Below are 24,405 nucleotides of genomic sequence, written 5' to 3'. Positions count from 1 at the left end.
GTTCTGTAAGGAACAGGCACGATGATTCGGCCTCAGACCTATCTGACAGTGGCAGACAACTCCGGCGCCAAGCGCATCATGTGCGTCGGGGTCCTTGGCGGCACACGGCGACGATATGCCCGCGTCGGCGACATCATCACGGCGTCCGTCAAAGACGCGCTGCCCGACAGCAACGTGAAGAAGGGCGATGTCGTTCGGGCTGTCGTGGTGCGGACGACCAAAGAGTACCGCCGACCGGACGGTTCCTACATCAAGTTCGACGGCAACGCGGCCGTGCTGATCGACGCGCAGAAACAGCCGCGCGGCACGCGCATCTTCGGCCCTGTTGCGCGAGAACTGCGCGATCGGGAGTTCATGCGGATCATCTCGCTGGCTCCTGAGGTCATCTGACGGTTTTGCGCGACGGCATCCGCGAAGGGACGGCACGATGGCGAAGCAGACGAAGCGTGAACGAGTGGATGTCCACGTCAAGAAGGGCGACCGTGTCGTCGTGATCGCTGGCGAGGCGCGCGATGCTCAGGGCGTCGTCAAGGCAGTAGATCGAAAACGGGGGCGGGTAACGGTCGAGGGCGTCAACGTCGTCAAGCGGCACACGCGGCCGTCGCAGCGGTATCCCAACGGCGGGATCGTCGAGAACGAAGCCCCGATCCATGCGTCGAATGTGCGCCTCGTGGAACGCGACTGAGTCGGACAACCGAACGAGAATAAGCCGTATCGATGTATAAGCAGCACTATCAAGACGAGGTCGTTCCCGCTCTGAAGCAGCGGTTCGGGTTCACGAACCCGATGCAGGTTCCTCGGATCGAGAAGATCGTCGTCAGCATGGGGGTTGGCGCGGCAGCGACGGCGACCAACGCGAACCTGCTGGACAACGCGGCGAGCGAACTGGCGACGATCACGGGTCAGAAGCCCGCGATCCGCCGCGCCCGCAAGTCCGTCTCGGCGTTCCGAGTGCGCGTCGGCATGCCGGTTGGCTGCATGGTGACGCTCCGGGGCGTCCGGATGTACGAGTTCTACATGCGACTGGTCAAGGTGGCGCTGCCGCAGATCCGCGACTTTCGGGGCACCAACCCGGACTCGTTCGATGGGCGAGGCAACTACGCGCTAGGGCTGACCGAGCAGATCATCTTCCCGGAGATCGGATACGACGACGTATCGCAGATGCGCGGCATGAACATCGCCATCGTCACGACCGCCAAGACGGACGAACAGGCGCGCGAGCTGCTCCGGCTCATGGGCATGCCATTCCGAGAGGCGAGGAGCGAGGCGTGAGCGACGGAGCCTCAGCCGGGTTACAGAGAGGGCAGTTGTGGCAAAGAAGTGTCTGAGGATCAAACAGCAGCTCCCGCAGAAGTTCTCGACACGGCACTATCATCGGTGCCAGGTCTGCGGACGCGCGCGAGGCTATCTGCGGCGGTTCGGTCTGTGCCGCATCTGTTTCCGGCAGTTGGCTCGCGAGGGCCGCGTGCCCGGCGTGACGAAGGCGAGCTGGTAGAGACGGGCTAGGAGAGCATTCGATGTCGATGACGGATCCGGTCGCGGACATGCTGACGCAGATCCGCAATGCGACGATGCGGCGGAAGGAATCCCTCACGCTTCCTTCATCGCGCATCCGTCAGGCGATTGCGCACATCCTCGTCGAAGAGGGATTCGTCCGCAGCGCCACGGTGGTCGACGGTTCGCAGCAGATGCTGAAGATCGACCTGAAGTACGGTGAGAAGCGCGAGCAGGTGATCGAGGGGATCCGACGCATCAGCAAGCCGGGACGTCGCGTCTATGCGGACCGGCGCAACCTGCCACGCGTTCGGAACGGGCTTGGGATCGCCGTCATCTCGACATCTCAGGGCGTTCTGACCGAGCGCACATGCCGCGAACGCGGGATCGGCGGCGAGGTGCTCTGCTATATCTGGTGATCGCGTTGCCCCGGAGCGCACGCTGCTCTTGGGGTTGGCTGAGGAGAACGCACCATGTCGCGGATCGGCCGCATGCCGATACCCGTTCCGAAAGGCGTCAAGATCGCAATCGACGCCGATCGGGTGCGGGTGGAAGGGCCCAAGGGAAAGCTGGAGCGCACGCTCCCGCCCTATGTCCGGGTCGTGGACAACGGAGACCACGTTGCGGTAGAGCGCGTCGGCGAGTCGAAGCGCCACCGAGCGATGCACGGATTGGTTCGCAGCCTCATCGCCAACATGGTGACTGGGGTATCGGACGGCTTCGCCAAGAATCTGCGGGTTGTGGGAACCGGCTACCGAGCCCAGGTTCAGGGCAAGGCGCTCCAGCTCGTCGTCGGGTTCTCGCACGCAGTCCAGTTCCCGATTCCGGACGGCATCACCGTGACGGTGGGAGCTCCGGAGACGGTGCGCGAGGGCAGCTCGGGTGTGCAGCACCTGCCGGTGACCGTCGCTGGGATCGACAAGGAGCTGGTCGGCGAGACCGCAGCGGCGATTCGCCGAGTCAAGCCGCCCGATCACTACGAACCGTCCAAGGGGATCCGGTACGCGGGCGAGCGCGTACGCTTGATGCCGAAGAAGGCGCGGGCATAGCGCGTCGCGTCGGCACGACAGACGCCGATCGGCGCAGAGGAATGGATCGAGGAGTAGATCGTGGAATCGAGCGCACAGGACAGGCGCGAGGCGCGGCTGCGGCGGCACCAGCGCGTGCGCCGGCAGGTCTCCGGCTCTTCGGAGAAGCCCCGGCTCTGCGTGTTCCGGAGTTCTCGGCATATCTACGCGCAGTTGATCGACGACACCCAAGGCATCACGATTGCCTCGGCTTCGTCGCAGTCGCCTGAGCTGCGCGAGTCGATCGGTTCCGGCGGGAACGCGGTCGCTGCGCGCGAGGTGGGCAAGTTGGTCGCCGTCAAGGCTCAGGAAGCCGGCATCGGCACTGCCGTGTTCGATCGAGGCGGCTATCGCTACCACGGCCGCGTCCAGGCGCTTGCCGATGCCGCCCGCGCTGCTGGACTCGACATGGGTCCGGCATCGGACCGCCAAGAGATCGTGGCGAAGAAGGCAGCCCGCAAAGGAGCCAAGCCGGAAGAAGAGGCGCCCAAGGGTAAGGGCAAAGGCAAGCAGCAACAAGCGGCTCCCGCGCAGGGCAAGAAGCAGAAGTCGTGATCGCCGGATCGGGGCGTCGCGCGTATTCGCGGTTCTAGGAGTCACCGGATTGAGACAGGACAACAGGCGGAATCGACGTTCTGACGGCGGGCAGGCTGAAGACGACGGGTTCGTCGAGCAGCTCATCGAGGTCAACCGCGTGATGCGCGTCCGCAAGGGCGGTCCGAAGCAGAGCTTCAACGCCATCATGGTGGTCGGCGACCGCGCAGGCACCGTCGGAATCGGCTTCGGCAAGGCAAACGACGTCCCGGAGGCGATCCGTAAGAGCATCGAGGCGGCGCGCAAGCGCATGTTCAAAGTGCCGATCGTCAAGGGAACCATCCCGCACGCGATCGTCGGGGAGTTCGGCACCGCGCGCGTGGTGCTCCGTCCGGCGACGCCCGGTACAGGCGTTGTCGCCGGAGGGGCGGCTCGCCTGATCCTCGAGACGGCGGGCATCCACGACGTGCTCGGCAAGTGCCTTGGCTCGCGCAGCAAGATGAACGCCGCCGCCGCGACAATCGACGGCTTGAAGCGACTCCGTGATGCCGCCATGATCGCGCGCCTGCGGGGCAAAGAGGTTCGGGAGCTCTTCAGCTAGGTCGGATGAGACGGGCGTTCGAGGCGGGCATGTGTCCGTCGCTCGGCGCAATGGAGTGATCGCAATATGGAACTGCACGACCTCAAGCCGGCTAAGGGCGCCAAGAAGTCGCGCAAGCGAGTGGGACGCGGCGAAGGCTCCGGTCACGGGAAAACGTCCGGGCGCGGGCACAAGGGTCAAGGGGCCCGTGCCGGTGCGAGCATCCCTGCCTGGTTCGAAGGCGGACAGATGCCGCTGTACCGTCGCCTGCCGCTGAGAGGATTCAAGCCGATCCGACGCAGGCGGTACGCCGTGGTCAACGTCGGCGATCTCGAGGCTTTCGAGAACGGGTCCGTCGTCACGCCCGATGAGTTGCTGGCTGCCAGGATCGTGCGGAACCTGTCGCTGCCGGTGAAGATTCTCGGCTCCGGCGCGTTGACCAAACCGCTCACGGTCCGGGCTCACAAGTTCTCCCGCTCCGCAGAGGAATCGATCCGATCTGCCGGAGGGACAATCGAGGCACTGCAGTGATTCAAGCGCTCCAGAACGCCTGGAAGCTCCCGGACATCCGGCGGAGAATCCTCTTCACGATGGGGATTCTCATTGTGTACCGGCTGGGGAGCTACGTGTTCCTGCCAGGTGTCGATCAGGCAGCCCTCGAAGCCGCTTGGGAACGGATCAGCGGCAATCTCGGCGCGCTGAAGGTCGTCAACGTCTTCTCAGGCGGCAACTTCGAGCAGATGACGATCTTCGCCCTGGGGATTCAGCCCTACATCAGCGCGTCGATTATTCTGCAGTTGTTGACGGTGGTCGTCCCGCATCTGGAGCAGCTTGCGAAGGAGGGCACGACCGGACGCCGCAAGATCACGCAGTACACGCGGTACGGAACCATCGGGCTTTCGGCGTTCCAGTCACTGGGTATCAGCGCCGCGCTGACGAATCCGCAGGCGTTCGGGCTGGAGCAAGCGATCGTTCCAGACCCCTCGCTCGGGTTCTACCTGATGACGATGCTGACGCTAACCGCCGGCACGACGTTCGTGATGTGGCTCGGCGAACAGATCGAGGAATACGGCATCGGTCAGGGAATCTCGCTCATCATCTTCATCGGTATCGTCGCGAACGTCCCGGCGGGAGTGGCGCACATCGTCGGGTACATGACGAACCCGGAGGTGGGTGGGTTCGGCTTGATCGGCGTCGTCGCGATCATCCTCGCGGCGTTGGCGATCATCGTGGGAACGATCTACATCACGCTGGCGGAGCGCAGGATTCCCGTGCAATACGCCAAACGCATCGTTGGACGGCGGATGTACGGCGGTCAGACCCAGTACCTGCCGCTGAAGGTGAACATGGCGGGCGTGATGCCGATCATCTTCGCCATCACGATCATGCAGTTTCCGGCGGCTCTGATGAGCCTGCCGTTGGGCTTGGGCATTCAGCAGGCGTTGGCGACGCTGTTCAGCCCGGGGCCCATCTACTACACGATCTATGCGTTGCTCATCGTGTTCTTCACGTACTTCTATACGGCAGTCGTGATGAATCCGGTGGATGTCGCCGACAATCTCAAGAAGCACGGCGGCTTCATCCCCGGACAGCGCCCCGGGCGCACGACGGCGAAGTACATCGACCGCACTCTGAGCCGCGTGACGCTCCCCGGCGCGATCTTCCTCGCCGCCATCGCGATTGTGCCGTTCTGGTTCGTCGAGGCGGTCAGCGGCGACCAACTGCAACTGAGCGGCATCGGTGGGACGTCGATCCTCATCGTGGTCGGCGTCGCCCTCGACCGAATGCAGTGGCTGGACGCGCAGCTTCGGACGCACAACTACGAGGGATTGCTCAAGGGGCAGAAGGTCAAGGGACGTCGTTAGGCGTTCTGTCTGGACAGACGTATGCCTGTGCATCGGGTGAGGTGAACCGGCTACTATCTGAGTGGCGATACCACGGCAGCCCTCAGAGAAGCGGCGGAACTGACGGGGACCACGGAGCGCGGAACCGGCTCGTGCACCCGGAGAAGGAAACTCACCCATGCGGTTGGTCATCTTCGGACCTCCCGGAGTTGGCAAGGGCACTCAGGCGACGCGGGTCGCCACGCGCTACGGGCTCGCGCACATCTCCACGGGCGACACGCTGCGACAGACGATTCGGTCGGGGTCGCCGCTCGGACTGGAGTTGCGGTCGTACTTGGACAAGGGGCTACTGGCACCCGATCTGCTGGTGGCGGATATCATCGAGCGACGGCTGATCCAGCCGGATTGCCGTCCGGGGTTCATCCTCGACGGCTTCCCACGGACGCTGGCTCAGGCGTACACGCTCGACTCGCTGCTGAAGAAACGCCGCCTGCTGCTGGATGCGACGTTCTTCCTCGATGCCGAGGACGACGTGATCATCGAGCGGATCTCGGGCAGACGCACCTGCCCCCATTGTGGGCGGTCGTTCCATGTGACGTTCGCTCCGCCTCGGGTGGATGGCGTCTGTGACGCCGATGGCGAGGAGCTCGTGCAGAGACCCGATGACGAACCGGTCGCCGTGCGGAAGCGTCTCGAGGTCTATAACGAAGAGACGGCTCCGCTTCGAGAGTATTTCGACCGTCAAGGCTTGCTGGTCTCGGTGGACGGCACGCAATCCGCGGACGCCGTCGAGTCGGCGATCGTGCAGTACCTCACGGAGCATGTGACCGAGCGACCGTAGGAACCGCAAGCGTCACCGCTGCCGGCAGCACGTGACCGAAACCGCACCTCAGGGGGCATGTATGGCGAAGGACGGGATCGAGATGGAGGGAGTGGTCAACGAGTCGCTCCCCAATGCCGTCTTCCGCGTCAAGCTGGACAACGGGCACGAAGTGCTCGCCCACATCTCCGGGCGGATGCGGGTCAACTACATCAGGATCGTGCCGGGCGACCGCGTCAAGGTGGAGCTTTCGCCCTACGACTTGACTCGAGGCCGCATCGTCCTGCGCAAGAAGTAGGCTCCCGTCGGACAAAGGCAGGGGCTTGAGGGCATCATTCGTACGGAACTGGGGTGGCTGATGAAGGTTCGGGCGTCCGTGAAGAAGATGTGCGACAAGTGCCGCGTTGTGAAGCGCGCGGGAGTCTTGCGCGTCATCTGCCAGAATCCACGACACAAGCAGCGACAGGGCTAGGGCGCGTAGGAGGTACCAGCGCGTATGGCACGTATCGCCGGCGTCGAGTTGCCGAGGAATAAGCGCATCGAGGTTGGGCTCACCTACATCTATGGGATTGGGCCGTTCACTTCGTCTAGGATCCTAGAGCACATCGAGCTGGATCCCGCCACTAAGACGGACGATCTGACCGAAGACGATGTGAACCGCCTTCGTGATGCCCTGGAGCGTCTCGGCGAAATCCTGCCGCAGCAGGAATCCTCTTACTACAACACGTTCATCGAGGGTGACCTGCGGCGCGAAACGGACATGAACATCAAGCGGCTGACGGACATCAACTGCTACCGAGGCACGCGGCATCGCCGCGGACTGCCCGTTCGGGGTCAGCGCACGAGCACGAACGCCAGGACCCGCAAGGGCCGCGCCCGGACGATCTCCGTCGGCCGCAAGGCGAAGGCGAAGCACTGATCCGGCTGACGGCATCCCGATAGGGACGCGAAGGAGCTCCGAGTGCGGTCGAGAGGTACGCGTACACGGCGGCGCGAGCGCAAGAACATCACGAACGGCATCGCGCACATTCAGACGACGTTCAATAACACGATCATCACGATCACCGACGAGCGTGGCGACACGATCTCCTGGGCGACGGGCGGCTCGGCGGGCTTCACCGGCTCGCGCAAGAGCACGCCGTTCGCTGCGCAGCAGGCTGCGGAGGCGTGTGCGCGCTCTGCCATGGAACACGGCGTGCGCCGCGTTCAGGTGTGGGTGAAGGGCCCAGGGTCGGGGCGAGAGTCCGCGATCCGCGCGCTCCATTCCGCCGGTATCGAGGTGACGCTGATCAAGGACGTCACGCCGATCCCGCACAACGGATGCCGACCCCCCAAGCGCGCCAGAACCTGACACTCCTGTCGGCGGGGCACGAGCCGTCGGACGATTTGGATCGCTTTGCGGCTTCTACCTGCGAATGAGAGGGGACATTCGATCCTATGAAGTGCAATGACATGGAGATGCCGGAGCGCCTAATCGCCGACCAAGACTCGCTCCGACACGACTACGGTCGGTTCATCGCCGAACCGTTGGAGCGCGGGTACGGCATCACGCTGGGGAACTCCCTACGGCGCGTTCTGCTTTCGTCACTTCCTGGCACGGCGATTACCGCCGTACAGATCGACGGCGTGCCGCACGAGTTCGCCACGATGCCCGGCATCGTCGAGGATGTCGCACAGATCGTGCTGAACCTGAAGGAGATCCGCTTCAGCTCGACGACCGACCGCACCTTCACCTGCATCATTCATCGCGAAGGCGAGGGCGAGGTGACGGCGGCGGATATCCAGACGCCGCCTGAGATCGAGGTCATCAATCCCGATCAGCACATCGCAACGCTCGACAAAGAGGCGGTGCTGACGATGACCCTTGAGATTCAGCGCGGGCACGGGTTCCAGGTCGGTGAGTACATCAAAGACGATGACCGCCCCATCGGGTTCATTCCGGTGGACGCCATCTTCTCGCCCGTGCGGCGCGCCAACTACGCCGTCGAGGCGACGCGCGTCGGACAGCGCACGGACTTCGACCGGCTCGTGTTGGAGGTCTGGACGGACAGCAGCATCACGCCTAAGCAGGCGGTCACCGAAGCTGCCAACATCCTGATCGACCACCTCGAGATCTTCCAGGACTTCGATGAACACTACGTCGAGGCGATCGAGGAGGAGACGCCCGAGGAGAAGGAGCGTCGCGCGATCCTGGAGAAGCCGGTCGCCGAGCTCGAGCTGTCGGTTCGCGCTGCGAACTGCTTGGAGAACGCGGGCATCCGTACCATCCGCGAGCTCGTTTCGCGCACCGAGAAGCAGATGCTCGAGCAGAAGAACTTCGGTCGCAAGTCGCTCGCGGAAGTCAAAGAGATTCTACAGGGATTCGGACTGGAGTTCGGCATGTCGGCTGACGACGGGAGCTAGCGGCACGACGAGCGGCGGCGCTGGCTGGACGTGTGCTCCGGAGACGAAGGAACAGGACAGCAATCGATGAGACATCGGAAGAGCGGCAGAAAACTCGGACGGACGACGGCACACCGCCGCGCTCTCTTCGCCAACCAGGCAACGGCGCTTCTCACGCACGAGCGCATCCGCACGACGGAGCCCAAGGCGAAGGAGCTTCGCCGGGTCGTCGAGAAGCTCATCACGGCTGCCAAGAAGGCGAACGCGATGCCGGCTGAAGCCGGCAAGGTCGCTCCGGGCGCGGTCCACAAGCGTCGTCTCGTGGCGCGCACGATCCGTGACCGCGAGGTGCTCCAGAAGCTGTTCAGCGACATCGCGCCTCGCTACGCGGATCGCCCGGGCGGGTACACGCGGATCATCAAGCTAGGGCAGCGGCTCGGAGACTCGGCGCCAGAGGCGCTGATCGAGCTGGTCAAGGACTGATCGGTCTCTACGGATGGGATGGAACGGTTGGCGGCGAGGCGGGCCCGCTAGGGTCCGCCTTCGCTGTGCTCGGCACGGTCACCGGGCGAGGGACACCGACTCGCGGCGCGGGGCCCTCAGGACGACGCCCCACGCGCCAGACGCCCACAGCGTGGTTCCGTCGGCTGAAAGGGATATCTCCAGGAGCGGCGTCTCGACAGGCGACTTCTGGAGTTGCCACGTGGCTCCACCATCGATCGTGTGGAGGATGGTTCCGCCATCGCCGACGGCGTAGGCTTCCTGCTCCGAGAGGGCGATCACGCGTCGAAGGTCTTGCGATGTCGGGCTGCGCTGAGACTTCCAGGTCGCGCCCCCGTCCTCCGTCTTGACAATGATCCCGTACTGACCCACCGCCCATGCGATCACCGGCGTCACGGCGAACACGCTGTTCAGGTCATAGCCGGTCTGCGTGTCCTGGAAGAGCCAACGCTTGCCGGTCGATTTCGTGTTCAGCATGAGACCTTGCGATCCGGCTGCATAGCCATACCCGAATCGCTCGAAGTGGACGCTGCGGAGGGATTCGGTCGTACGGCTGTCTTGGGGTTGCCATACGGGCCCGCCGTCCGGGTTGTGCAGGATGCGCCCGCCGGGTCCGACTGCCCAGCCCTCGCCGAATCCGCGCATGTAGCCGTCCGCCAGTCGGAAGCGTGGCGGGATCGTCCCCGGGGGCAGTGGCGTTCTCTGCCAGTCTTTGCCGTTGCCCGTGAAGCGAAGTATGCCCTGCGCGTCGAGCGCCCATCCCCAGCCTTCTGCCAGGCTGGCGAAATGGAGCGTCAGAATCTCGGCGGCGGAGTCCGTGTACTGGTGGTCCCACGTCGATCCGGCATCGGATGTGTGGAGGATGACTCCCTGCTCGCCGCCCGCCCATCCTCGGTTGGCGTCGCTGAACCGCAGAGTACGGAGGCTCTGCGCCATCGCCTCGACCTGGGGCGTCCAGGTCTCGCCGCCGTCCTGTGTCGCGTAGATTTGCGCCGATCCCGCCGCCCATGCGCGCTTGTCGTCGAGGATGTGGATCGCCGTGAAGGGCTCCGAACCGTACGCGCGCCAGCTTGCTCCGCCGTCTCTCGTCAGGTAGGCACGCCCGACCCTCTGCGTCACCCAGGCGGTCTTGTCGTCCAACACGCGAACCTTGTTGAGACCCAGCAGCCGTTTGCGGGGTTGCTCGACCCACGTGACGCCGCCGTCCTCGGTCGCGAGAACCTCGCCGCCGCTCGACAGCACCATGCCGCGCTCGGGCGTGAAGAACATGACGACCGCCGGCGAGAAGCGGGGCTTGTCCTGGATCTCCCAGAACTTCCCGCCATCTCTCGTGTGGAGGATGAGTCCGCCTTCGTGGCGCTGCGGAGCGACCGCCCATCCCTCATCCGGCGAAATGAAGAAAAGTCCGCGCATCGCCGCGTTGGTCATGTCCGTCTCGATCAGCGACCAGGTCGCGCCGCCGTCCCGCGTTCCCAACATCACCCCATGGTCGCCGGAAAGCCACACGTTCATCGAATCCAGCGCGTGAATCGCCGTGAACCCGCCCGTGTAGGAAGTCGTCTGTCGAGTCCATGTCGTTCCGCCGTCGGTCGTCGACAGGATCGTGCCGCTGCCGCCTGCGGTCCATCCGGTGGTCGGCGAGATGAACATCACCAGGTTCAGCCGATGTCGGACGCCGCTTCGCTGGGGCGACCAGGTCGCGCCGCCGTCGGTCGTCGCGGCGATGACGCCGTCGCTGCCGACCGCCCAGCCGTGGCGTTCGTCGGCGAAGGCGATGTCCTGGAACTCCGTCGCCCAAGCGCTCTGTCGGACGAGAATCCAGCCGGCGTCCTCGCGCGGTATCGGCGCTGGCTCAGGCTTCGGAGCCTGCTGTTCGGCGAGGATCTGCTCGACTGGTAGGTCTTCGGGGGCGACGTCGAGCGAGTAGCGCATCACGATGCCGCCCTTACCGACCGCCACGATGCCGTCCTTCGCCACCGCGAATGAGTAGAGGTCGCTCTCGGTTCCGCTGTACTGCGGCTTCCACGACCTCCCTCCGTCCGTGGTCGTCAGCAGCGTGCCCTTGTCGCCGACGACCATGCCTAGGCTGGCGTTTGCGAAAAAGACCTTGTTCAGGTTCTCCTGCGTGCCGCTCGCCTGGTAGCGCCACGTCGCGCCGCCGTCTTCGGTGTGCAGAATCTCCCCGAACTGGCCGACCACCCAGCCCTTCTGCGCGTTGACGAAGTGGAGGGCGTAGAGCTCGTTGAACGTGTTGCTGTTCTGGCGAACCCACGTCGCGCCGCCGTTGGACGTGGCGAAGATGACGCCGGGCCAGCCGACGAGCCAGCCGCGCTGGTCATCGACGAAGTGCACGGCACGCAGCGACTGGAACTCGAGCGACTTCTGGAATCCCCAGCTCCGCCCGCCGTCCCGCGTGAAGATGACGGTGCCCAATTCGCCGACCGCCCACCCTCGCAGCGCGTCGAGGAAGTAGATGCCGTTCAGTTGGGCACCCATGCCGCCGGTCTGGACATCCCACGTCTTGCCGCCATCGGTCGTGTGCATCACGATGCCGCGTTCGCCGACTGCCCAGCCCTCCGTCGAGCTGATGAACGTGATCGATCGGAGCGTGTCGCGCTGACCCGTCTTCTGTTCGGTCCAGGTCTTGCCGCCGTCGTTCGTCGTGAGGAGCGTTCCAGCCGTCCCGACGGCGACGCCGTGCTGGTCGTCGGCGAACTGCACTTCGGCGAGGTCATGGGCGGTCACGCCGCTGATCGTCTTCCAGGTCTGACCGCCATCGGTCGAACGCAGGACGACACCGTACCAGCCGCACGCCCAAACCTCCTTCTCCGAGACGAACTGGACACCGGTCATGGGCGTCTGGAACCCGCTCTTACGCAGAACCCAGTTGTTGCCGCCGTCGCTGGTCTGCGTGATGTGCCCTCCGTCGGCGACGGCGACGCCGTGTCGCGTGTCGTAGAAGTGGATGTCGTTGACGGCGAACCGGACGTGGTCGGTGAACGGGATGCGGCTCTCTTGGCGTTCCCAGGTCTTGCCAGCGTCGACGGTTCGGAAGATGGAGCCGTCGGTCCCTGCGTGCCAGCCGATGCGGTCGGTGACGAAGAGGACGCGCTCGTTATCGACGAGCAGGCGATCCCGTTCGCCGACGAAGCGGTTCGACTGCGGCGCCCATGTCGCTCCTCCGTCGTCGGTGCGAAGGATCTGCTCCATATCGCCGACGATGTACCCGACGCGGCTGTTGACGAACTGGATGTCGTTCAGAGGGAACTGTGCCGGAGTGGGCTGCCGCGTCCAGGATCGGCCGAAGTCGGACGTCACGAGCACATCGTGCAGGTCGCCGACGACCCACGCTTGGCGTCGGCTGCGGACATGGATACCCCGGAGCAAGGTTCTGCCCGTTGGCTGCAGCGTGCGCCAATGGGCCCCGCCGTCGATGGTCGATAGGACGACGCCGTCATCGCCGACGATCCAGCCCTCGCGCAGATTGGCGAAATGGACGCCGCGCAGGTCGACGCGCGTCGGGCTCTCCTGCTTCTGCCACGTTCTGCCGCCGTCCGGCGTGTGGACGATCATGCCGCCGAAGCCGACGAACCAGCCGTGGTCTCGGCCCACGAAGCTGAGCGCACTGAAGTGCGTTTCCCAATCCGCCTGGCGGATGACCTCGCGCTTGGCGCACGCAGACAGCAGGACCAGGGACAGCAAGCACAGGACGCGCAGCAAGCGAGACCGCACCGATGAACCCTCCATGGCGAGGCTTGAACAGACTGGTACCCGACCTGTTCCTAGTCGGACGCAGAACATCGCGCAAAGGATGAAGGGGTGGAAGCGGCCGTCGCAGGCAAGCTCAGCGCATCGCGTCTTTCAGATACCCGACGGCCTTGACGGTGTCCTGTATCGAGCCGTCCAGAAACACCATCGAGATCGCTTCCCAAGGACAGTACTGCACACAGAGGGAGCATCCAACGCACACGTCCTGATCGATGACGCAGATTCCGTTCAGTTGTGCGTTCGTGCCTTCCTCGAGGAGGATGCAGGCGAGGAGCTGCGGACGTTGCTTCGGATCTGTCGGACGGAACTCCAGACAGACACCGCATCCGGTGCAGTTATCGGGGTCGATGAACGCGACGGCCTTCTGCTTCTTCCGCGATTCCTGCGCCACAGATGGTCTCCGGGAGCCGTTCGGTACGCCTGACCGATCCACAGTGAGTCTAGCATACGGGGCTCTCCGATACAACGCGCTTGCGCGCCTCCCCGCTGGTTGACGACCCTCGTTCCCCGCCGTAACATGATCGCGCCCGATGGCACCCCGTTCGCCCGATACCGAACACAGCAGGGCGCGCAACATGGAACACGACGCGAGCCGCGACGTCTTCAACGCCACCGGCGGCTGGTCGGTCGTCCACCACGTCCGCGATGACTGGGACCTGAGCCTGATCCGGGCGGCGCTGACCCACGCAGAGATTCCTCACAAAGTCCGCGACGACAAGATGGAGGACGGATCGCGCGTCCACGTGATTGCCGTTCCGGTCGAGTCCGAGGACGAGGCGATGGACGTGCTCATGCGCGTCGCTGCCGCGACGGATCCTTCGGCGCGCAGCGCGGATGACGAGTTGGCGCAGGACTCGCCGGCGACGCACGTACGGGCGATTGCCACCGACGTGTCATTGCGTCTGGTTGCCGAACGCGAGGACGTCGGACAGATCGTGCACATCGAGGGTCACGGCTACGAGCTCCGTGTGGGCCCAGAGCCGTACTACATCGTGCCCGACGACCGGTGGGAGGAGTTCACCGACTTCAGTGCGCAGCGGCAGGAGTTCGCGATCCTGCTCGAGAAGGAGTTCGAGAGCCTCTACCGCTGGCTTCGTGCCGAGAAGCGATTCGGCGACTTCCTTCGGCTCGTCGAGAGCACCTACCGAGGAAGTCCGGACGACGATTCCCCGGAGCACTTCTTCCGAGCCGCCGCTTGGATGCTCGCGATCCTGCTCGCCATCGCCGCCCTGGTGGCGGTGTTTCGATGGCTCGAAGGAATGACGACCGCCGCGCCCAGCTAGGTTCCACAGCCCGCCGTGGATACGACATGTCCAGCCGACGCAGCGCATCATCCGTCCGATCGCCACGACGCCCTGTGACATCGCAGACGCGCCTATGGGCGGCGCTCAGCGCCATGATCCTGCTGCCGACCGTCGTGCTCAGTCTGCTCTCCTATCGACTGACCATTCGGAGCATCGAGGACTGGGCGCAGACCGTCACCAACACCGCCCTCGATGCGGCGCACCAGGTCACGGAAGGTCTGGAGGGCTTCTACACGTACCGGCTGTCGTCCGACGTGGACGTGCTGGCGTATGACGCCGCCGTCTACCGCGCGTACCTCGCCGGAGACCGGGAGGTCGCCATCGAAGCGCTGTCCCGGCTGCCCATCGAAGACGCCGATTCGATGGCGATCTACGACGCGTCGGGGCGGCTGTGGCTCGCCTATCCCGCCGAGTCGCGCCTGCCAGCGACGACGCACGAGTTCCTTCCGCCCATCGAGCAAGTGCGCGAGCTCCCGGAGGAGGCGATTGTCGCGTCGCTGCCGTACGAACGGATGGAGGGCGACTCCGGCATCACGCTCCGAGAGAAGTTCCTGTGCGCGTTCCCGCTGGTCGATGGCGACACTCGCCGGTTCCAAGGCGTCGTCGTGGTGTCGAAAGACCTGCCGTTCTCGCGCGTGCTGGACGACCGGAAGCGGGCGGTCGTGGAGTCGCAGAAGTCGCAAGCGCGAGACCGGGCTTTCGTCGTCCTCGTCACGTCCGGGGGCATTCTGCTGCTGGCGATGGTGCCTGTGAGTCTGTGGCTGAGCCGCCGGATGACGCGATCCATCGCGCAACTGGTCGCGGCTACCCGCGAGATCGGACGCGGCAACCTCGACTACCAGATGCCGGAGCTTCGAACCCCAGAGTTCGCACAGGTCGCGCAGGCGTTCGGGACGATGACCGACGAACTCCGGCTACGGACCGAAGAGCTCCGCCGCGCGGAGAAGTCGGAGGTCTGGCGCGAGGTCGCCCAGAAGCTCGCACACGAACTGCGGAACCCATTGACGCCCATCCGGCTGTCGTCGCAGCGGCTACGCAGGCGCTATGAGACGGACCCGGACGGTGTGGGCGAAATCCTGATGCACACGACGGAGGTGATCGAGCGTCAGGTGACGTCGCTCAACCGGCTGCTCGATGAGTTCTCGCGTCTCGCCCGTCTGCCGGAAGCCGCGTTCGCCGAGGTGTCGCTGAACGACGTCGTCGCGAGGACAACCGAACTGTTTGCGGAGCTCGCGCCGTCATCGGATGGGCAGGCGTCCGTCGTTCTCTCGGTTGAGGTGCCCGACGACCTGCCGTTGCTTCGCGCCGACGAGGAGCAGTTGGCGCGGGCGATGCAGAACCTGGTCAAGAACGCCGTGCAGGCGATGGCAGAGGGAGGGTCGCTCCGCATCGCCGCTGCCATGGAACCCGACGCGCCGGTTCCCATGATGCGCATCGAGATCGACGACACCGGATGCGGCATCGCTCCGGAGGTGCGCGACCGGCTGTTCCTGCCGCACGTCTCGACCAAGCGCGATGGTCACGGTTTGGGGCTGGCGATTGTGCGGAAAATCGTCGAAGACCACGCGGGCTCCATCCAGATCGAACCGAATCCGGCTGCGCAAGGGACGCGTGTCGTGATGCGCCTGCCTGCTGTTCCGCCTGCATGATGGATGAGACATGAGACCCGACATCCTGATCATCGACGACGACGCGGAGGTCGTGGAATCGCTGCGCGGCATCCTTGAAGACGAAGGCTATCGGGTCCGTTCTGCGCCAAGCGGCGAGGCAGGGATCGACGCCGTCAGCGACTCGGCACCGGATCTCGTGTTCCTGGACATCCAGATGCCCGGTGGGATGGACGGCATGGAGGCGTTGGGCAGGATTCGCGAGGCGTCGCCGAACACCGGCGTCGTCATGATCTCCGGGCACGGATCGATTGAAGTCGCGGTTCGAGCGATCAATCTCGGCGCCGTGGACTTCATCGAGAAGCCTCCGGCGCTCGACGAAGTCGTCGTCCGTACGGCGCAGGCGCTAGAGAAGATGCGTCTGCGCGGCGAGACCGTGTTGCTCCAGTCGCAACTGGCGAGCCAGCACGAGATCATCGGCGGGAGCGATGGGATTCGGTCCATCCTGCAGGTCGTTGCGCGGGTGGCTCCGACCAATGCGCGGGTGCTCATCACCGGCGAGAGCGGGACGGGCAAGGAGCTGATCGCGCGTGCCATCCACACGGGCAGCCGCCGCGTAGACCGTCCGTTCGTGCGCGTCAACTGCGCCGCGATCCCGACGGAACTCATCGAAGCGGAGCTGTTCGGCTACGAGAAGGGGGCGTTCACGGGAGCCGCGCACCGCCATGCCGGACGGTTCGAGCAAGCCGACGGCGGCTCGTTGTTCCTCGACGAGGTCGGCGATATGAGCGCGCACACACAGGCGAAAGTGCTGCGAGTCCTGGAGGAGGGTCAATTCGAGCGGATCGGGGGAAACCAGACCCTGACGGTCGATGTGCGCGTCCTCGCCGCGACGAACCGCGACCTTCCCGCGATGATCGCCGAGGATCGGTTCCGCGAAGACCTGTACTACCGACTCAACGTCGTGCCGGTCACCGTACCCCCATTGCGGGAGCGGAGAGCGGATATCCTGCCGATCGCGCGTCACTTCCTAGCGCGCTACTGCGCGGAGAACGCCAAGCCTCTGATGTCGCTCGCGCCGGAAGCCGCAGAGGCGTTGGAGCGGTACCATTGGCGCGGGAACATCCGCGAGCTGCGGAACGTCGTCGAGCGCGCGGTCATCATGACGCCGGGGGACACCATCCGCGTCGAGGACCTGCCGGCGGACTCGATCGGGAGCCGAGGCACCTCCGTCGCCGACGCGCCGAGCGCCGATCTATCTCTTCGGGACGCTCGTGAGGAGTTCGAGACCGCCTACATCCGTCGCGTGCTGGAGGAGTCTGGCTGGAACGTCAGCGAAGCCGCCAAGCGGTTGGGAATCGAGCGGTCGCACCTCCATCGGAAGATGCGCCAAGCCGACCTTCGCCGAGACGCGTGACGCGAAACGTGGTAGCATTGCCCGCGCTTGCCCATGCGGAGGACCCATGCCGCCCGTTCACCTGACCGGAACCTGGCGCGATCTGCCGGAAGCCGGACGCCGCGCCGTCTCAGCGCGGAAGATCGCCCTGCACGCGCGCGGCGTCACCATCGCCTACGCGCTGCTGGTCGTGCTCTTCTACGCAGCCGGGATGGCTTCGGGTATTCCGTTCTCCGGCATGTGGGATGTCTACGGTGTGTCGCTCGTCCGCATCTTCCTCACGCCGCCGCCGTCCAGGCACGCGTTTGCCGCGATCGTTTCCGGCGCAATCGTCGGAGCGATGCTCATCAGCTTCTATGGCACGGCGGTGAGTAAGCTGACGTTCGAGCAGCTCCGTGGCGACTACTTCTACCCGATGGCGTCCGCCCTCCGCTTCGCCGGAAGGTACGGCTGGACCGCCGTGCGAACCGTCGCCGTGCTCGTCATCATCGTTGCCGCGCTGCGAGCGGCGCCGTTCCTGACGGGCCTGCTGGGACGGATCCCTGCCGTCGGACCGTGGCTCATCGCGGTTCAGGCGGCTTTCATGGTTCCGCTCTACTTCGTGGGGCTCGGTCTGAGCCTGGGCGCCGTGTGCGCTACGGTGGGATGGTTCGTGTTGCCGTCCATCTGCGGTATCGTGAGATGCGATGTGGTCGAAGCCAGCTACCAACTGGTCTCTCTCGTGTGGAACCGTCCCCTCCGGCTGGCGGCGTACGTCCTCACGGTCATCGGCACCCAAGCGGTCGCAGGCGCAGTGTTCTACGGTGCGAGCGCTTGGGGGTACAACTCCTTGATGGAGTCGGCAGCGGCGGCATATGTTCCGCTGCAAGACATCCTTTCGACGGCAGCGGACATCGTGTGGGGCGGTACGGTTCCCTTCGGACCGGGGTTCCGCCTGGACGCCGAGCGGGTGCCCGGGCTCTCGGTGGCGGAGACGATCACGACGGTTCTTGCGGTGTTGGCATTCCTCTTCGTCACCATCGTGTGGCTCTCGTACGTTCTCAGTGTCGGTTCGGTTGGGAACACTCTCGCGTACATCGCCTTGCGCCGCCGCATTCGCGGGGATAACGTTCTTGAGATCGCGCCGGAAGTCTGCTCCGAGATGCTGGACGAGCCATCGGCTGTCGAGAACGGCGTGACGGGCGCCGCAGAAGAGGACGCGACGGACCCGCCGACAGCTCCTGCGGAACCTGGTCGACCCCAGGCGCCGGACACGGACGGTTAGCGACTTAGCAGCGCAGGATAGCCAGCGCTTGGGTTGGGGAAGTCCATGTGGAATTCGGTGATCCGCAAGTTCGTCGGCACGAAGAACGATCGCGACCTCAAGCGAATGCAGCCGATGGTCGCGCGCATCGGGAGCCTCGAGGCGTCCGTCCAGGCGCTCTCCGATGAGGACCTGCGCGCCCACACAGGCAAGTTCCGGCAGCGCATCGACAACGGCGAAAGCTTGGACAGCCTGATGCCGGAGACGTTCGCGGTGATGCGCGAGGCGGCCCGCAGGACGATTGGCGAACGCCCGTTCGATGTGCAGCTCATGGGCGGCGTCGTGCTCCACGAGGGCAAGATCGCAGAGATGAAGACCGGCGAGGGGAAGACCCTCACATCGACGATGCCCGTCTACCTGAACGCGCTGTCCGGCGACGGCGTGCACGTCGTGACGACGAACGACTACCTCGCCCAGCGCGACGCCGAATGGATGGGCGCGATCCACAAGGCGATGGGCTTGACGGTCGGCGTCACGCTCGATTCGATGGGTCTGATCGCGAAGCAGCGCGCCTATCAGTGCGACATCACCTATGGGACGAACTCCGAGTTCGGGTTCGATTACCTGCGAGACAACAGCAGCGCCCGCCATCCGAGCGAGCGCGTCCAGCGCATGCTGAATTACGCGATCGTAGACGAGGTGGACAGCATCCTCGTCGACGAAGCGCGAACGCCGCACATCATCTCGCAGCGCCGCTCGGATCCGACGGACTACCTTCGGATCGCGCGCGCCATCGAGCGGATGAAGCCGGATCAGCACTACGAGATTGACGAGAAGCGCTCCAAGCGCGGACACGTCGCGCTGACCGAGGATGGCATCGACTTCATCGAGCGAGACTTCGGCGTCTCGAACCTGTACGACCCGGAGCACATGGACCTGGTTCACCACGTGAACCAGTCGCTGATCGCCCACGCGCTCTACAAGCGCGACGTGGACTACGTCGTCCACGAAGGCGAAGTGGTCATCGTCGACGAGTTCACAGGACGGATGCAGCCGGGACGGAGATACTCCGACGGTCTGCACCAGGCGTTGGAGGCGAAGGAGCGCGTCCGCATCGTCGAGGAGAGCCAGACGGTCGCGCGGACGACCTTCCAGAACTACTTCCGGCTCTACCGCAAGCTCGCCGGCATGACGGGGACGGCAGTCACGGAAGCCGCCGAGTTCCACGAAATCTACAAGCTCGACGTCGTCGTGGTCCCAACGAACCTCCCCATGATCCGGATGGACGAGCCAGACTTGGTGTACCGCGACCGCACGGGCAAGATGAACGCCGTCCTCGATGACATCGAGGCGAACCACCGGAAGGGGCGTCCTGTCCTCGTCGGCACGGTGACCATCGAAGCGTCCGAGGACTACAGCCGCGGGCTGACGAAACGCGGCATCCCGCACCGCGTCCTGAACGCCAAGGAGCACGCGAAGGAAGCGGACATCATCGCCCAGGCGGGTCAGCCCTACGCCGTCACCATCGCGACGAACATGGCTGGGCGCGGCGTCGATATCAAGCTGGGCCCCGGCGTCAAAGAGATGGGCGGGCTGCACATCATCGGGACGGAGCGGCACGAGTCTCGGCGGATCGACAACCAGCTCCGTGGACGATCCGGGCGGCAGGGCGACATGGGTTCCAGCCGGTTCTACCTATCGCTCGAAGACGAGCTGATGAAGAAGTTCGGCTCGGAGCGGATCATGGGCATGATGGACCGCCTCGGCATGGAGCGCGATGTCCCCATCGAGCACAAGATGGTCACGCGCGCCATCGAGAAGGCGCAGGAGCGCGTCGAACAACAGAACTTCGAATACCGCAAGCACATCCTGAAGTACGACGACGTACTGAACCGGCAGCGAGACACCGTCTACACGCTTCGGAACCGCATTCTCGACGGCGACAACCTGCGCGGCGACGTGATGGAGATGATCGAGAGCGCGATCCGCGCCAAGATCGCCGAACACCTGCCGGAGGACAACGAAGAGGCGCACAACGCCGATGACGTCGCTCAGTGGATGACCCGGAACTGCGCCGTGCCGACTGCCGACTGGGACCGTAAGCCGACGGACATGACGCCCGCCGAGCTCGAAGAAGCTGCCGTCGCCGCATTCCATCGGGCGTACGACGCCCGCGAGGCAGAAGTGGGATCGGAGATGATGCGCCAGATGGAGCGGCTCATCCTCCTCGACCGCATCGACCACCACTGGATGGAGCACCTGCAGAACATCGACTATCTGCAGGAAGGCATCGGATTCCGTGGCTACGCGGGTCGCGATCCGGTCGTCGAGTTCCAGAAGGAGGCCTTCGAGCTCTTCGGCTCGATGCTCGACCGTGTGGACGACGATGTCGCGCAGTACATCTTCCGCGTCCAGATTCAGATGATGACGCCTGAGCAGGCGGAGGCGCATGACGACGCCCGCCGAGTCGCCGAGGCGACGGAAGGCGAGGCTGCCGAGCCCACGTCGGCTCAAACAGCGGCAATCAATCGATTCCAGCGGGCGGCACGGTCGGCGGCGCAATCGCAGTATGCGAAGGTTGGACGCAACGATCCGTGCCCGTGCGGCAGCGGGCAGAAGTACAAGCGGTGCCATGGGCGGATCGCCTAGCGAATGGACATCCTGTTCCTCAGCCTGCGCTACCCGTATCCCCCCATGCGGGGGGACCGGATCCGCTCGTTCTACCTGTTGCGCGGGCTGGCTGCCAGGCATCGTGTCTCCCTAGTCACCTTCTACGAAGACCCATCCGAGGTTGAAGCCGACGGTGTCCTGCGCGAGCTCTGCGCTCGCGTCTTCGCAGTGCCTTTCTCGCGAACGCGAGGTCGCCTCAACGCCGCGATGGGCGCGCTCGGGCGGGACCCTCTGCAAAATCGGATGTGGTACTCCCCGACGATGCAGCGGACCATCGACGAAGCGCTCGACGCCGTGGGTCCCGACACGATCCAGGCTGGGCTGTTTCGGACGGGACAGTACGTCGCGGATGCGCCGATCCCCAAGCTGCTCGATCTCGGCGACGCGATGGCTCTGAACCTCGAACGCCGTCGCCAACTGCAGCGGAACCCGGTGACTCGCTGGCTGGTGGGCATCGAGGGCGAGCGCGTCCGTCGGTATGAGCCCTACATCGCGCGACGATTCACGCGGACGACGATGATCTCGCCATGCGACCGCTCGGCGCTCATGGAGGTCGCGCCAGACCTCCGTCTGGACGTGCTGCCGAACGGCGTCGATCTGGACTACTTCTCGCCGGACGGAGCTCGGCGGGGGCTGTCCGTTCCGACGATCCTCTTCACCGGGACGATGGACTACTTTCCGAACACGGACGCAGGTTACTATTTGGCGGAGGCTATCCTTCCTCGCGTGCGTCGCCAGATACCGGACGCTCGGCTTCTGCTGGTCGGCACAGACCCGCCGCGCGGGCTTGTGCGTCTCAGCGGCGCACACGGCGTCGTCGTGACCGGTCGCGTGCCCGACGTGCGGCCCTACTTCGAGCAAGCGACTTTATTCGTCGCTCCGCTCCGCTGTGGGACGGGTCTGCAGAACAAGGTCCTCGAATCGATGGCGATGCGCGTGCCGGTGGTCACCACGCGCTTGGGCGCCAGCGGCATTGTGGCGGAGCCGGGCAGAGACTTCGTTCTGGCGGACGAAGCGGACGACATCGCGTCTGAGGTCGTTCGGCTCCTCGGTGACGCCGACGCGCGTGAGGCGCTGGCGACCAACGGCAGGGCGTACGTCGAGCGCGAGCATCGGTGGGCGACCATCGGCGAGACGCTGACTCAGTTCCACGAGCAGATGGCAGCACGACCCGTGAACCATTTCCCGACGGCGCCGCAGACCACATGAAGAATACGCGCAACTTCTGCATCATCGCCCACATCGACCACGGCAAGTCGACGCTGGCTGACCGGCTCCTAGAAATGACCGGCACGCTCGAAGCGCGACAGATGCGCGAGCAGGTCCTCGACGCGATGGACCTGGAACGCGAGCGCGGCATCACCATCAAGGCTCATGTCGTCCGGCTGAACTACAACGCCCCCGACGGCGAGACTTACGAGCTGAACCTCATCGACACGCCGGGGCACGTCGACTTCACGTACGAGGTGTCCCGCAGTCTCGCCGCATGCGAGGGAGCGGTTCTCGTCGTGGACGCCGTGCAGGGAGTCGAGGCGCAGACGGTCGCCAATGTCATGCTCGCTTTGGAGCAAGACTTGACGATCGTCCCCGTCATCAACAAGGTGGACCTCCCGAGCGCCCGTGTGGACGCCGTCAAGGAGGAACTGGAAGACATCCTGGGGATTGCCCGCGATGAGGTGATCCTGGCGAGCGCCAAGGACGGGACTGGCATCGATCAAGTGCTTCAGGGCATCGTCGCGCGCATTCCGCCGCCGAAAGGCGACGCTGCGGAGCCGCTCAAAGCGCTGGTCATCGACTCATTCTATGACTCGTACCGCGGCGTCGTGATGTACACGCGCGTCGTCAACGGTTGCCTCCGCGATGGGATGCCGATCCTGCTGATGGGCACGGGCAGGCAGTACGATGTAGACGCCTTGGGCGTGTTCGCGCCGCACATGAGGCCCGTCGACGAGCTCCGCGCGGGCTCCGTCGGCTACGTCATCGCGAATATCAAAGACATCCGAGACACCAAGATCGGAGACACGCTCACCGAGCCCGACCGCCCCACCAGTCTGCCGTTCCCGGGCTACCGTGAGCTCCAGCCCCTCGTGTTCTGCGGGCTCTACCCAACAGAGGCTTCCGCGTACCCCCTTCTGCGGGACGCCCTCGAGAAGCTGCGGCTGAACGACTCGTCGTTCTCGTTCGAGCCCGAGACATCCGTCGCGCTGGGATTCGGGTTCCGATGCGGGTTCCTCGGCATGCTGCACATGGAGATCATCCAGGAACGGCTGGAGCGCGAGTTCGATATGTCACTGATTACCACGGCTCCGAGCGTTAAGTACCGCGTGCTGACGTCGGGTGGCGATGTCATCGACATCCAGAACCCATCCGAGATGCCGGACGCCGGAAGCATCGAAGACGTCGAGGAACCGTACGTCGCGGTTCACCTGGTCACGCCGAAGGAGTACATCGGTCCCCTGATGGAGCTCTGTAAGTCGAGGCGGGGCGAGTACAGGAACCTGGAGTACCATACGCCGACGCGCGCGATGCTGCACTACGATGTGCCCCTCAATGAGATCGTCGTCGACTTCTACGACCGGCTGAAGACGCTGACGCGCGGCTACGGCTCGATGGACTACGAGCTCGCAGGCTACCGACCCTCGGACCTGGTGCGGCTCGACATCCTCCTGAACGAGCGTCCGGTCGACGCCTTGTCGCTCATCGTGCATCGCGATCAAGCCTACTATCGCGGCAGGCTTCTGGTCGACAAGCTGCGTCGCCTCATCCCGCGCCAGATGTTCGACGTGCCGGTGCAGGCAGCCGTGGGGAGCCGGGTCATCGCGCGAGAGACGATCAAGGCGCTGCGCAAGAACGTGACGGCGAAGTGCTACGGTGGCGACATCACGCGCAAGCGCAAGCTGTTGGAGAAGCAGAAGGAAGGCAAGAGGCGAATGAAGGCGATTGGCAGTGTCGAAGTGCCCCAAGAGGCCTTCATGGCGGTGCTCTCCACGGAGTAGTCGCGGGGCAGCGGCGATCTGCATGGCGCTGGCTGCGTCCCTCGCGTTCTGCATCTACTGTGGGCACACGGCGCGTGCCGCCTCTGGCTTGAGCCCGGACGCCACTTCCGCCAAGGAGAAGGTCGGTTCGATGTCTGAGAATCGCAGCGCGGCAGGAGCCATCGCGACCGACGTCCAGTCCCGGACGGTGAGAGCAGCC

The 24,405-nt window shown here is 64.8% G+C and carries 26 protein-coding genes; 24 read left to right on the top strand and 2 right to left on the bottom strand.

Annotation, left to right across the window (positions count from 1 at the left end; all coding sequences use genetic code 11):
• Positions 1–21 precede the first annotated feature (21 nt).
• The 17 genes from rplN to FJZ36_08370 all read left to right on the top strand — a co-directional run bounded on the left by rplN (position 22) and on the right by FJZ36_08370 (position 9,204).
• Positions 22–390 carry a 50S ribosomal protein L14 gene (gene rplN, locus FJZ36_08450; GenBank protein MBM3214930.1) on the top strand — a complete coding sequence of 123 codons (369 nt, stop codon included), beginning with the start codon at positions 22–24 and terminating at the stop codon, positions 388–390.
• A 37-nt stretch (positions 391–427) separates the two neighbouring features.
• Positions 428–685 (top strand): 50S ribosomal protein L24, encoded by a 258-nt coding sequence (locus FJZ36_08445; protein ID MBM3214929.1) that lies wholly within the window; start codon positions 428–430, stop codon positions 683–685.
• A gap of 32 nt (positions 686–717) precedes the next feature.
• Positions 718–1,272, top strand: coding sequence for a 50S ribosomal protein L5 (gene rplE / locus FJZ36_08440; protein MBM3214928.1), 555 nt, complete (start codon positions 718–720; stop codon positions 1,270–1,272).
• Between the two features lie 37 nt (positions 1,273–1,309).
• On the top strand, positions 1,310–1,495 hold the full coding sequence (locus FJZ36_08435; protein ID MBM3214927.1) for a type Z 30S ribosomal protein S14: 186 nt from the start codon (positions 1,310–1,312) through the stop codon (positions 1,493–1,495).
• 22 nt (positions 1,496–1,517) lie between these two features.
• Entirely contained in the window at positions 1,518–1,913 is a 396-nt protein-coding gene (gene rpsH / locus FJZ36_08430) for a 30S ribosomal protein S8 (protein MBM3214926.1), read from the top strand.
• A gap of 54 nt (positions 1,914–1,967) precedes the next feature.
• Positions 1,968–2,543 carry a 50S ribosomal protein L6 gene (locus tag FJZ36_08425; protein ID MBM3214925.1) on the top strand — a complete coding sequence of 192 codons (576 nt, stop codon included), beginning with the start codon at positions 1,968–1,970 and terminating at the stop codon, positions 2,541–2,543.
• A gap of 60 nt (positions 2,544–2,603) precedes the next feature.
• Positions 2,604–3,116, top strand: a complete 513-nt coding sequence (locus FJZ36_08420) for a 50S ribosomal protein L18 (protein ID MBM3214924.1) — start codon at positions 2,604–2,606, stop codon at positions 3,114–3,116.
• Positions 2,944–3,696 (top strand): 30S ribosomal protein S5, encoded by a 753-nt coding sequence (locus FJZ36_08415; protein MBM3214923.1) that lies wholly within the window; start codon positions 2,944–2,946, stop codon positions 3,694–3,696. The genes FJZ36_08420 and FJZ36_08415 overlap by 173 nt, the downstream gene beginning before the upstream one ends.
• Before the next feature lie 66 nt (positions 3,697–3,762).
• Positions 3,763–4,206, top strand: coding sequence for a 50S ribosomal protein L15 (locus tag FJZ36_08410; GenBank protein MBM3214922.1), 444 nt, complete (start codon positions 3,763–3,765; stop codon positions 4,204–4,206).
• Positions 4,203–5,540, top strand: a complete 1,338-nt coding sequence (gene secY / locus FJZ36_08405) for a preprotein translocase subunit SecY (GenBank protein MBM3214921.1) — start codon at positions 4,203–4,205, stop codon at positions 5,538–5,540. Before FJZ36_08410 ends, secY begins: the two co-directional genes overlap by 4 nt.
• 157 nt (positions 5,541–5,697) lie before the next feature.
• Entirely contained in the window at positions 5,698–6,360 is a 663-nt protein-coding gene (locus FJZ36_08400; GenBank protein ID MBM3214920.1) for an adenylate kinase, read from the top strand.
• Positions 6,361–6,421: 61 nt separating this feature from the next.
• Positions 6,422–6,637 (top strand): translation initiation factor IF-1, encoded by a 216-nt coding sequence (gene infA, locus FJZ36_08395; protein MBM3214919.1) that lies wholly within the window; start codon positions 6,422–6,424, stop codon positions 6,635–6,637.
• Between the two features lie 60 nt (positions 6,638–6,697).
• Entirely contained in the window at positions 6,698–6,811 is a 114-nt protein-coding gene (gene rpmJ / locus FJZ36_08390; protein ID MBM3214918.1) for a 50S ribosomal protein L36, read from the top strand.
• 24 nt (positions 6,812–6,835) lie between these two features.
• Positions 6,836–7,258: a 30S ribosomal protein S13 gene (rpsM, locus tag FJZ36_08385; GenBank protein MBM3214917.1), complete on the top strand. Its 423-nt coding sequence runs from the start codon at positions 6,836–6,838 to the stop codon at positions 7,256–7,258.
• A 42-nt stretch (positions 7,259–7,300) separates the two neighbouring features.
• On the top strand, positions 7,301–7,690 hold the full coding sequence (gene rpsK / locus FJZ36_08380) for a 30S ribosomal protein S11 (protein ID MBM3214916.1): 390 nt from the start codon (positions 7,301–7,303) through the stop codon (positions 7,688–7,690).
• A 101-nt stretch (positions 7,691–7,791) separates the two neighbouring features.
• Positions 7,792–8,742, top strand: coding sequence for a DNA-directed RNA polymerase subunit alpha (locus FJZ36_08375; GenBank protein MBM3214915.1), 951 nt, complete (start codon positions 7,792–7,794; stop codon positions 8,740–8,742).
• Positions 8,743–8,808: 66 nt separating this feature from the next.
• Positions 8,809–9,204 (top strand): 50S ribosomal protein L17, encoded by a 396-nt coding sequence (locus FJZ36_08370; GenBank protein MBM3214914.1) that lies wholly within the window; start codon positions 8,809–8,811, stop codon positions 9,202–9,204.
• A 78-nt stretch (positions 9,205–9,282) separates the two neighbouring features.
• Here FJZ36_08370 and FJZ36_08365 read toward each other — a convergent pair whose 3' ends face one another.
• Positions 9,283–13,023 carry a hypothetical protein gene (locus FJZ36_08365; protein MBM3214913.1) on the bottom strand — a complete coding sequence of 1,247 codons (3,741 nt, stop codon included), beginning with the start codon at positions 13,021–13,023 and terminating at the stop codon, positions 9,283–9,285.
• Positions 13,024–13,066: 43 nt separating this feature from the next.
• Positions 13,067–13,567, bottom strand: a complete 501-nt coding sequence (locus FJZ36_08360) for a hypothetical protein (GenBank protein MBM3214912.1) — start codon at positions 13,565–13,567, stop codon at positions 13,067–13,069.
• Here FJZ36_08360 and FJZ36_08355 point away from each other — a divergent pair.
• Genes FJZ36_08355 through lepA form a run of 7 tightly spaced genes read left to right on the top strand, consistent with a single transcriptional unit; the run spans position 13,566 to position 24,206 of the window.
• Positions 13,566–14,273, top strand: a complete 708-nt coding sequence (locus FJZ36_08355) for a hypothetical protein (protein MBM3214911.1) — start codon at positions 13,566–13,568, stop codon at positions 14,271–14,273. The two genes, FJZ36_08360 and FJZ36_08355, sit on opposite strands and share 2 nt — an antisense overlap.
• Positions 14,237–15,943: a HAMP domain-containing protein gene (locus tag FJZ36_08350; GenBank protein MBM3214910.1), complete on the top strand. Its 1,707-nt coding sequence runs from the start codon at positions 14,237–14,239 to the stop codon at positions 15,941–15,943. The genes FJZ36_08355 and FJZ36_08350 overlap by 37 nt, the downstream gene beginning before the upstream one ends.
• 10 nt (positions 15,944–15,953) lie before the next feature.
• Positions 15,954–17,318, top strand: a complete 1,365-nt coding sequence (locus FJZ36_08345) for a sigma-54-dependent Fis family transcriptional regulator (protein MBM3214909.1) — start codon at positions 15,954–15,956, stop codon at positions 17,316–17,318.
• Positions 17,319–17,364: 46 nt separating this feature from the next.
• Positions 17,365–18,561, top strand: a complete 1,197-nt coding sequence (locus FJZ36_08340) for a hypothetical protein (GenBank protein ID MBM3214908.1) — start codon at positions 17,365–17,367, stop codon at positions 18,559–18,561.
• Positions 18,562–18,606: 45 nt separating this feature from the next.
• Positions 18,607–21,189: a preprotein translocase subunit SecA gene (secA, locus tag FJZ36_08335; GenBank protein ID MBM3214907.1), complete on the top strand. Its 2,583-nt coding sequence runs from the start codon at positions 18,607–18,609 to the stop codon at positions 21,187–21,189.
• A gap of 3 nt (positions 21,190–21,192) precedes the next feature.
• Positions 21,193–22,419 carry a glycosyltransferase gene (locus tag FJZ36_08330; protein MBM3214906.1) on the top strand — a complete coding sequence of 409 codons (1,227 nt, stop codon included), beginning with the start codon at positions 21,193–21,195 and terminating at the stop codon, positions 22,417–22,419.
• A complete protein-coding gene (gene lepA / locus FJZ36_08325; protein MBM3214905.1) occupies positions 22,416–24,206 on the top strand; it encodes an elongation factor 4 in 1,791 nt (596 codons plus the stop codon). Before FJZ36_08330 ends, lepA begins: the two co-directional genes overlap by 4 nt.
• Positions 24,207–24,405: the final 199 nt, after the last annotated feature.

The sequence above is a fragment of the Candidatus Poribacteria bacterium genome (genome assembly GCA_016866785.1).
Classification (GTDB): domain Bacteria; phylum Poribacteria; class WGA-4E.
This window is presented reverse-complemented; position numbering and strand designations above follow the sequence as displayed.

Coding starts and splice junctions, on each gene's coding strand:
- lepA (MBM3214905.1), top strand. CDS start 22,416: ATGAAGAATACGCGCAACTTCTGCATCATCGCCCACATCGACCACGGC.
- rpsH (MBM3214926.1), top strand. CDS start 1,518: ATGTCGATGACGGATCCGGTCGCGGACATGCTGACGCAGATCCGCAAT.
- rpsM (MBM3214917.1), top strand. CDS start 6,836: ATGGCACGTATCGCCGGCGTCGAGTTGCCGAGGAATAAGCGCATCGAG.
- rplN (MBM3214930.1), top strand. CDS start 22: ATGATTCGGCCTCAGACCTATCTGACAGTGGCAGACAACTCCGGCGCC.
- FJZ36_08355 (MBM3214911.1), top strand. CDS start 13,566: ATGGAACACGACGCGAGCCGCGACGTCTTCAACGCCACCGGCGGCTGG.
- FJZ36_08365 (MBM3214913.1), bottom strand. CDS start 13,023: ATGTTCTGCGTCCGACTAGGAACAGGTCGGGTACCAGTCTGTTCAAGC.
- FJZ36_08330 (MBM3214906.1), top strand. CDS start 21,193: ATGGACATCCTGTTCCTCAGCCTGCGCTACCCGTATCCCCCCATGCGG.
- FJZ36_08340 (MBM3214908.1), top strand. CDS start 17,365: ATGCCGCCCGTTCACCTGACCGGAACCTGGCGCGATCTGCCGGAAGCC.
- rplE (MBM3214928.1), top strand. CDS start 718: ATGTATAAGCAGCACTATCAAGACGAGGTCGTTCCCGCTCTGAAGCAG.
- FJZ36_08360 (MBM3214912.1), bottom strand. CDS start 13,567: ATGTTGCGCGCCCTGCTGTGTTCGGTATCGGGCGAACGGGGTGCCATC.
- FJZ36_08445 (MBM3214929.1), top strand. CDS start 428: ATGGCGAAGCAGACGAAGCGTGAACGAGTGGATGTCCACGTCAAGAAG.
- FJZ36_08425 (MBM3214925.1), top strand. CDS start 1,968: ATGTCGCGGATCGGCCGCATGCCGATACCCGTTCCGAAAGGCGTCAAG.
- FJZ36_08375 (MBM3214915.1), top strand. CDS start 7,792: ATGGAGATGCCGGAGCGCCTAATCGCCGACCAAGACTCGCTCCGACAC.
- FJZ36_08370 (MBM3214914.1), top strand. CDS start 8,809: ATGAGACATCGGAAGAGCGGCAGAAAACTCGGACGGACGACGGCACAC.
- FJZ36_08410 (MBM3214922.1), top strand. CDS start 3,763: ATGGAACTGCACGACCTCAAGCCGGCTAAGGGCGCCAAGAAGTCGCGC.
- FJZ36_08415 (MBM3214923.1), top strand. CDS start 2,944: ATGCCGCCCGCGCTGCTGGACTCGACATGGGTCCGGCATCGGACCGCC.
- FJZ36_08350 (MBM3214910.1), top strand. CDS start 14,237: ATGGCTCGAAGGAATGACGACCGCCGCGCCCAGCTAGGTTCCACAGCC.
- secA (MBM3214907.1), top strand. CDS start 18,607: ATGTGGAATTCGGTGATCCGCAAGTTCGTCGGCACGAAGAACGATCGC.
- FJZ36_08400 (MBM3214920.1), top strand. CDS start 5,698: ATGCGGTTGGTCATCTTCGGACCTCCCGGAGTTGGCAAGGGCACTCAG.
- rpmJ (MBM3214918.1), top strand. CDS start 6,698: ATGAAGGTTCGGGCGTCCGTGAAGAAGATGTGCGACAAGTGCCGCGTT.
- infA (MBM3214919.1), top strand. CDS start 6,422: ATGGCGAAGGACGGGATCGAGATGGAGGGAGTGGTCAACGAGTCGCTC.
- FJZ36_08345 (MBM3214909.1), top strand. CDS start 15,954: ATGAGACCCGACATCCTGATCATCGACGACGACGCGGAGGTCGTGGAA.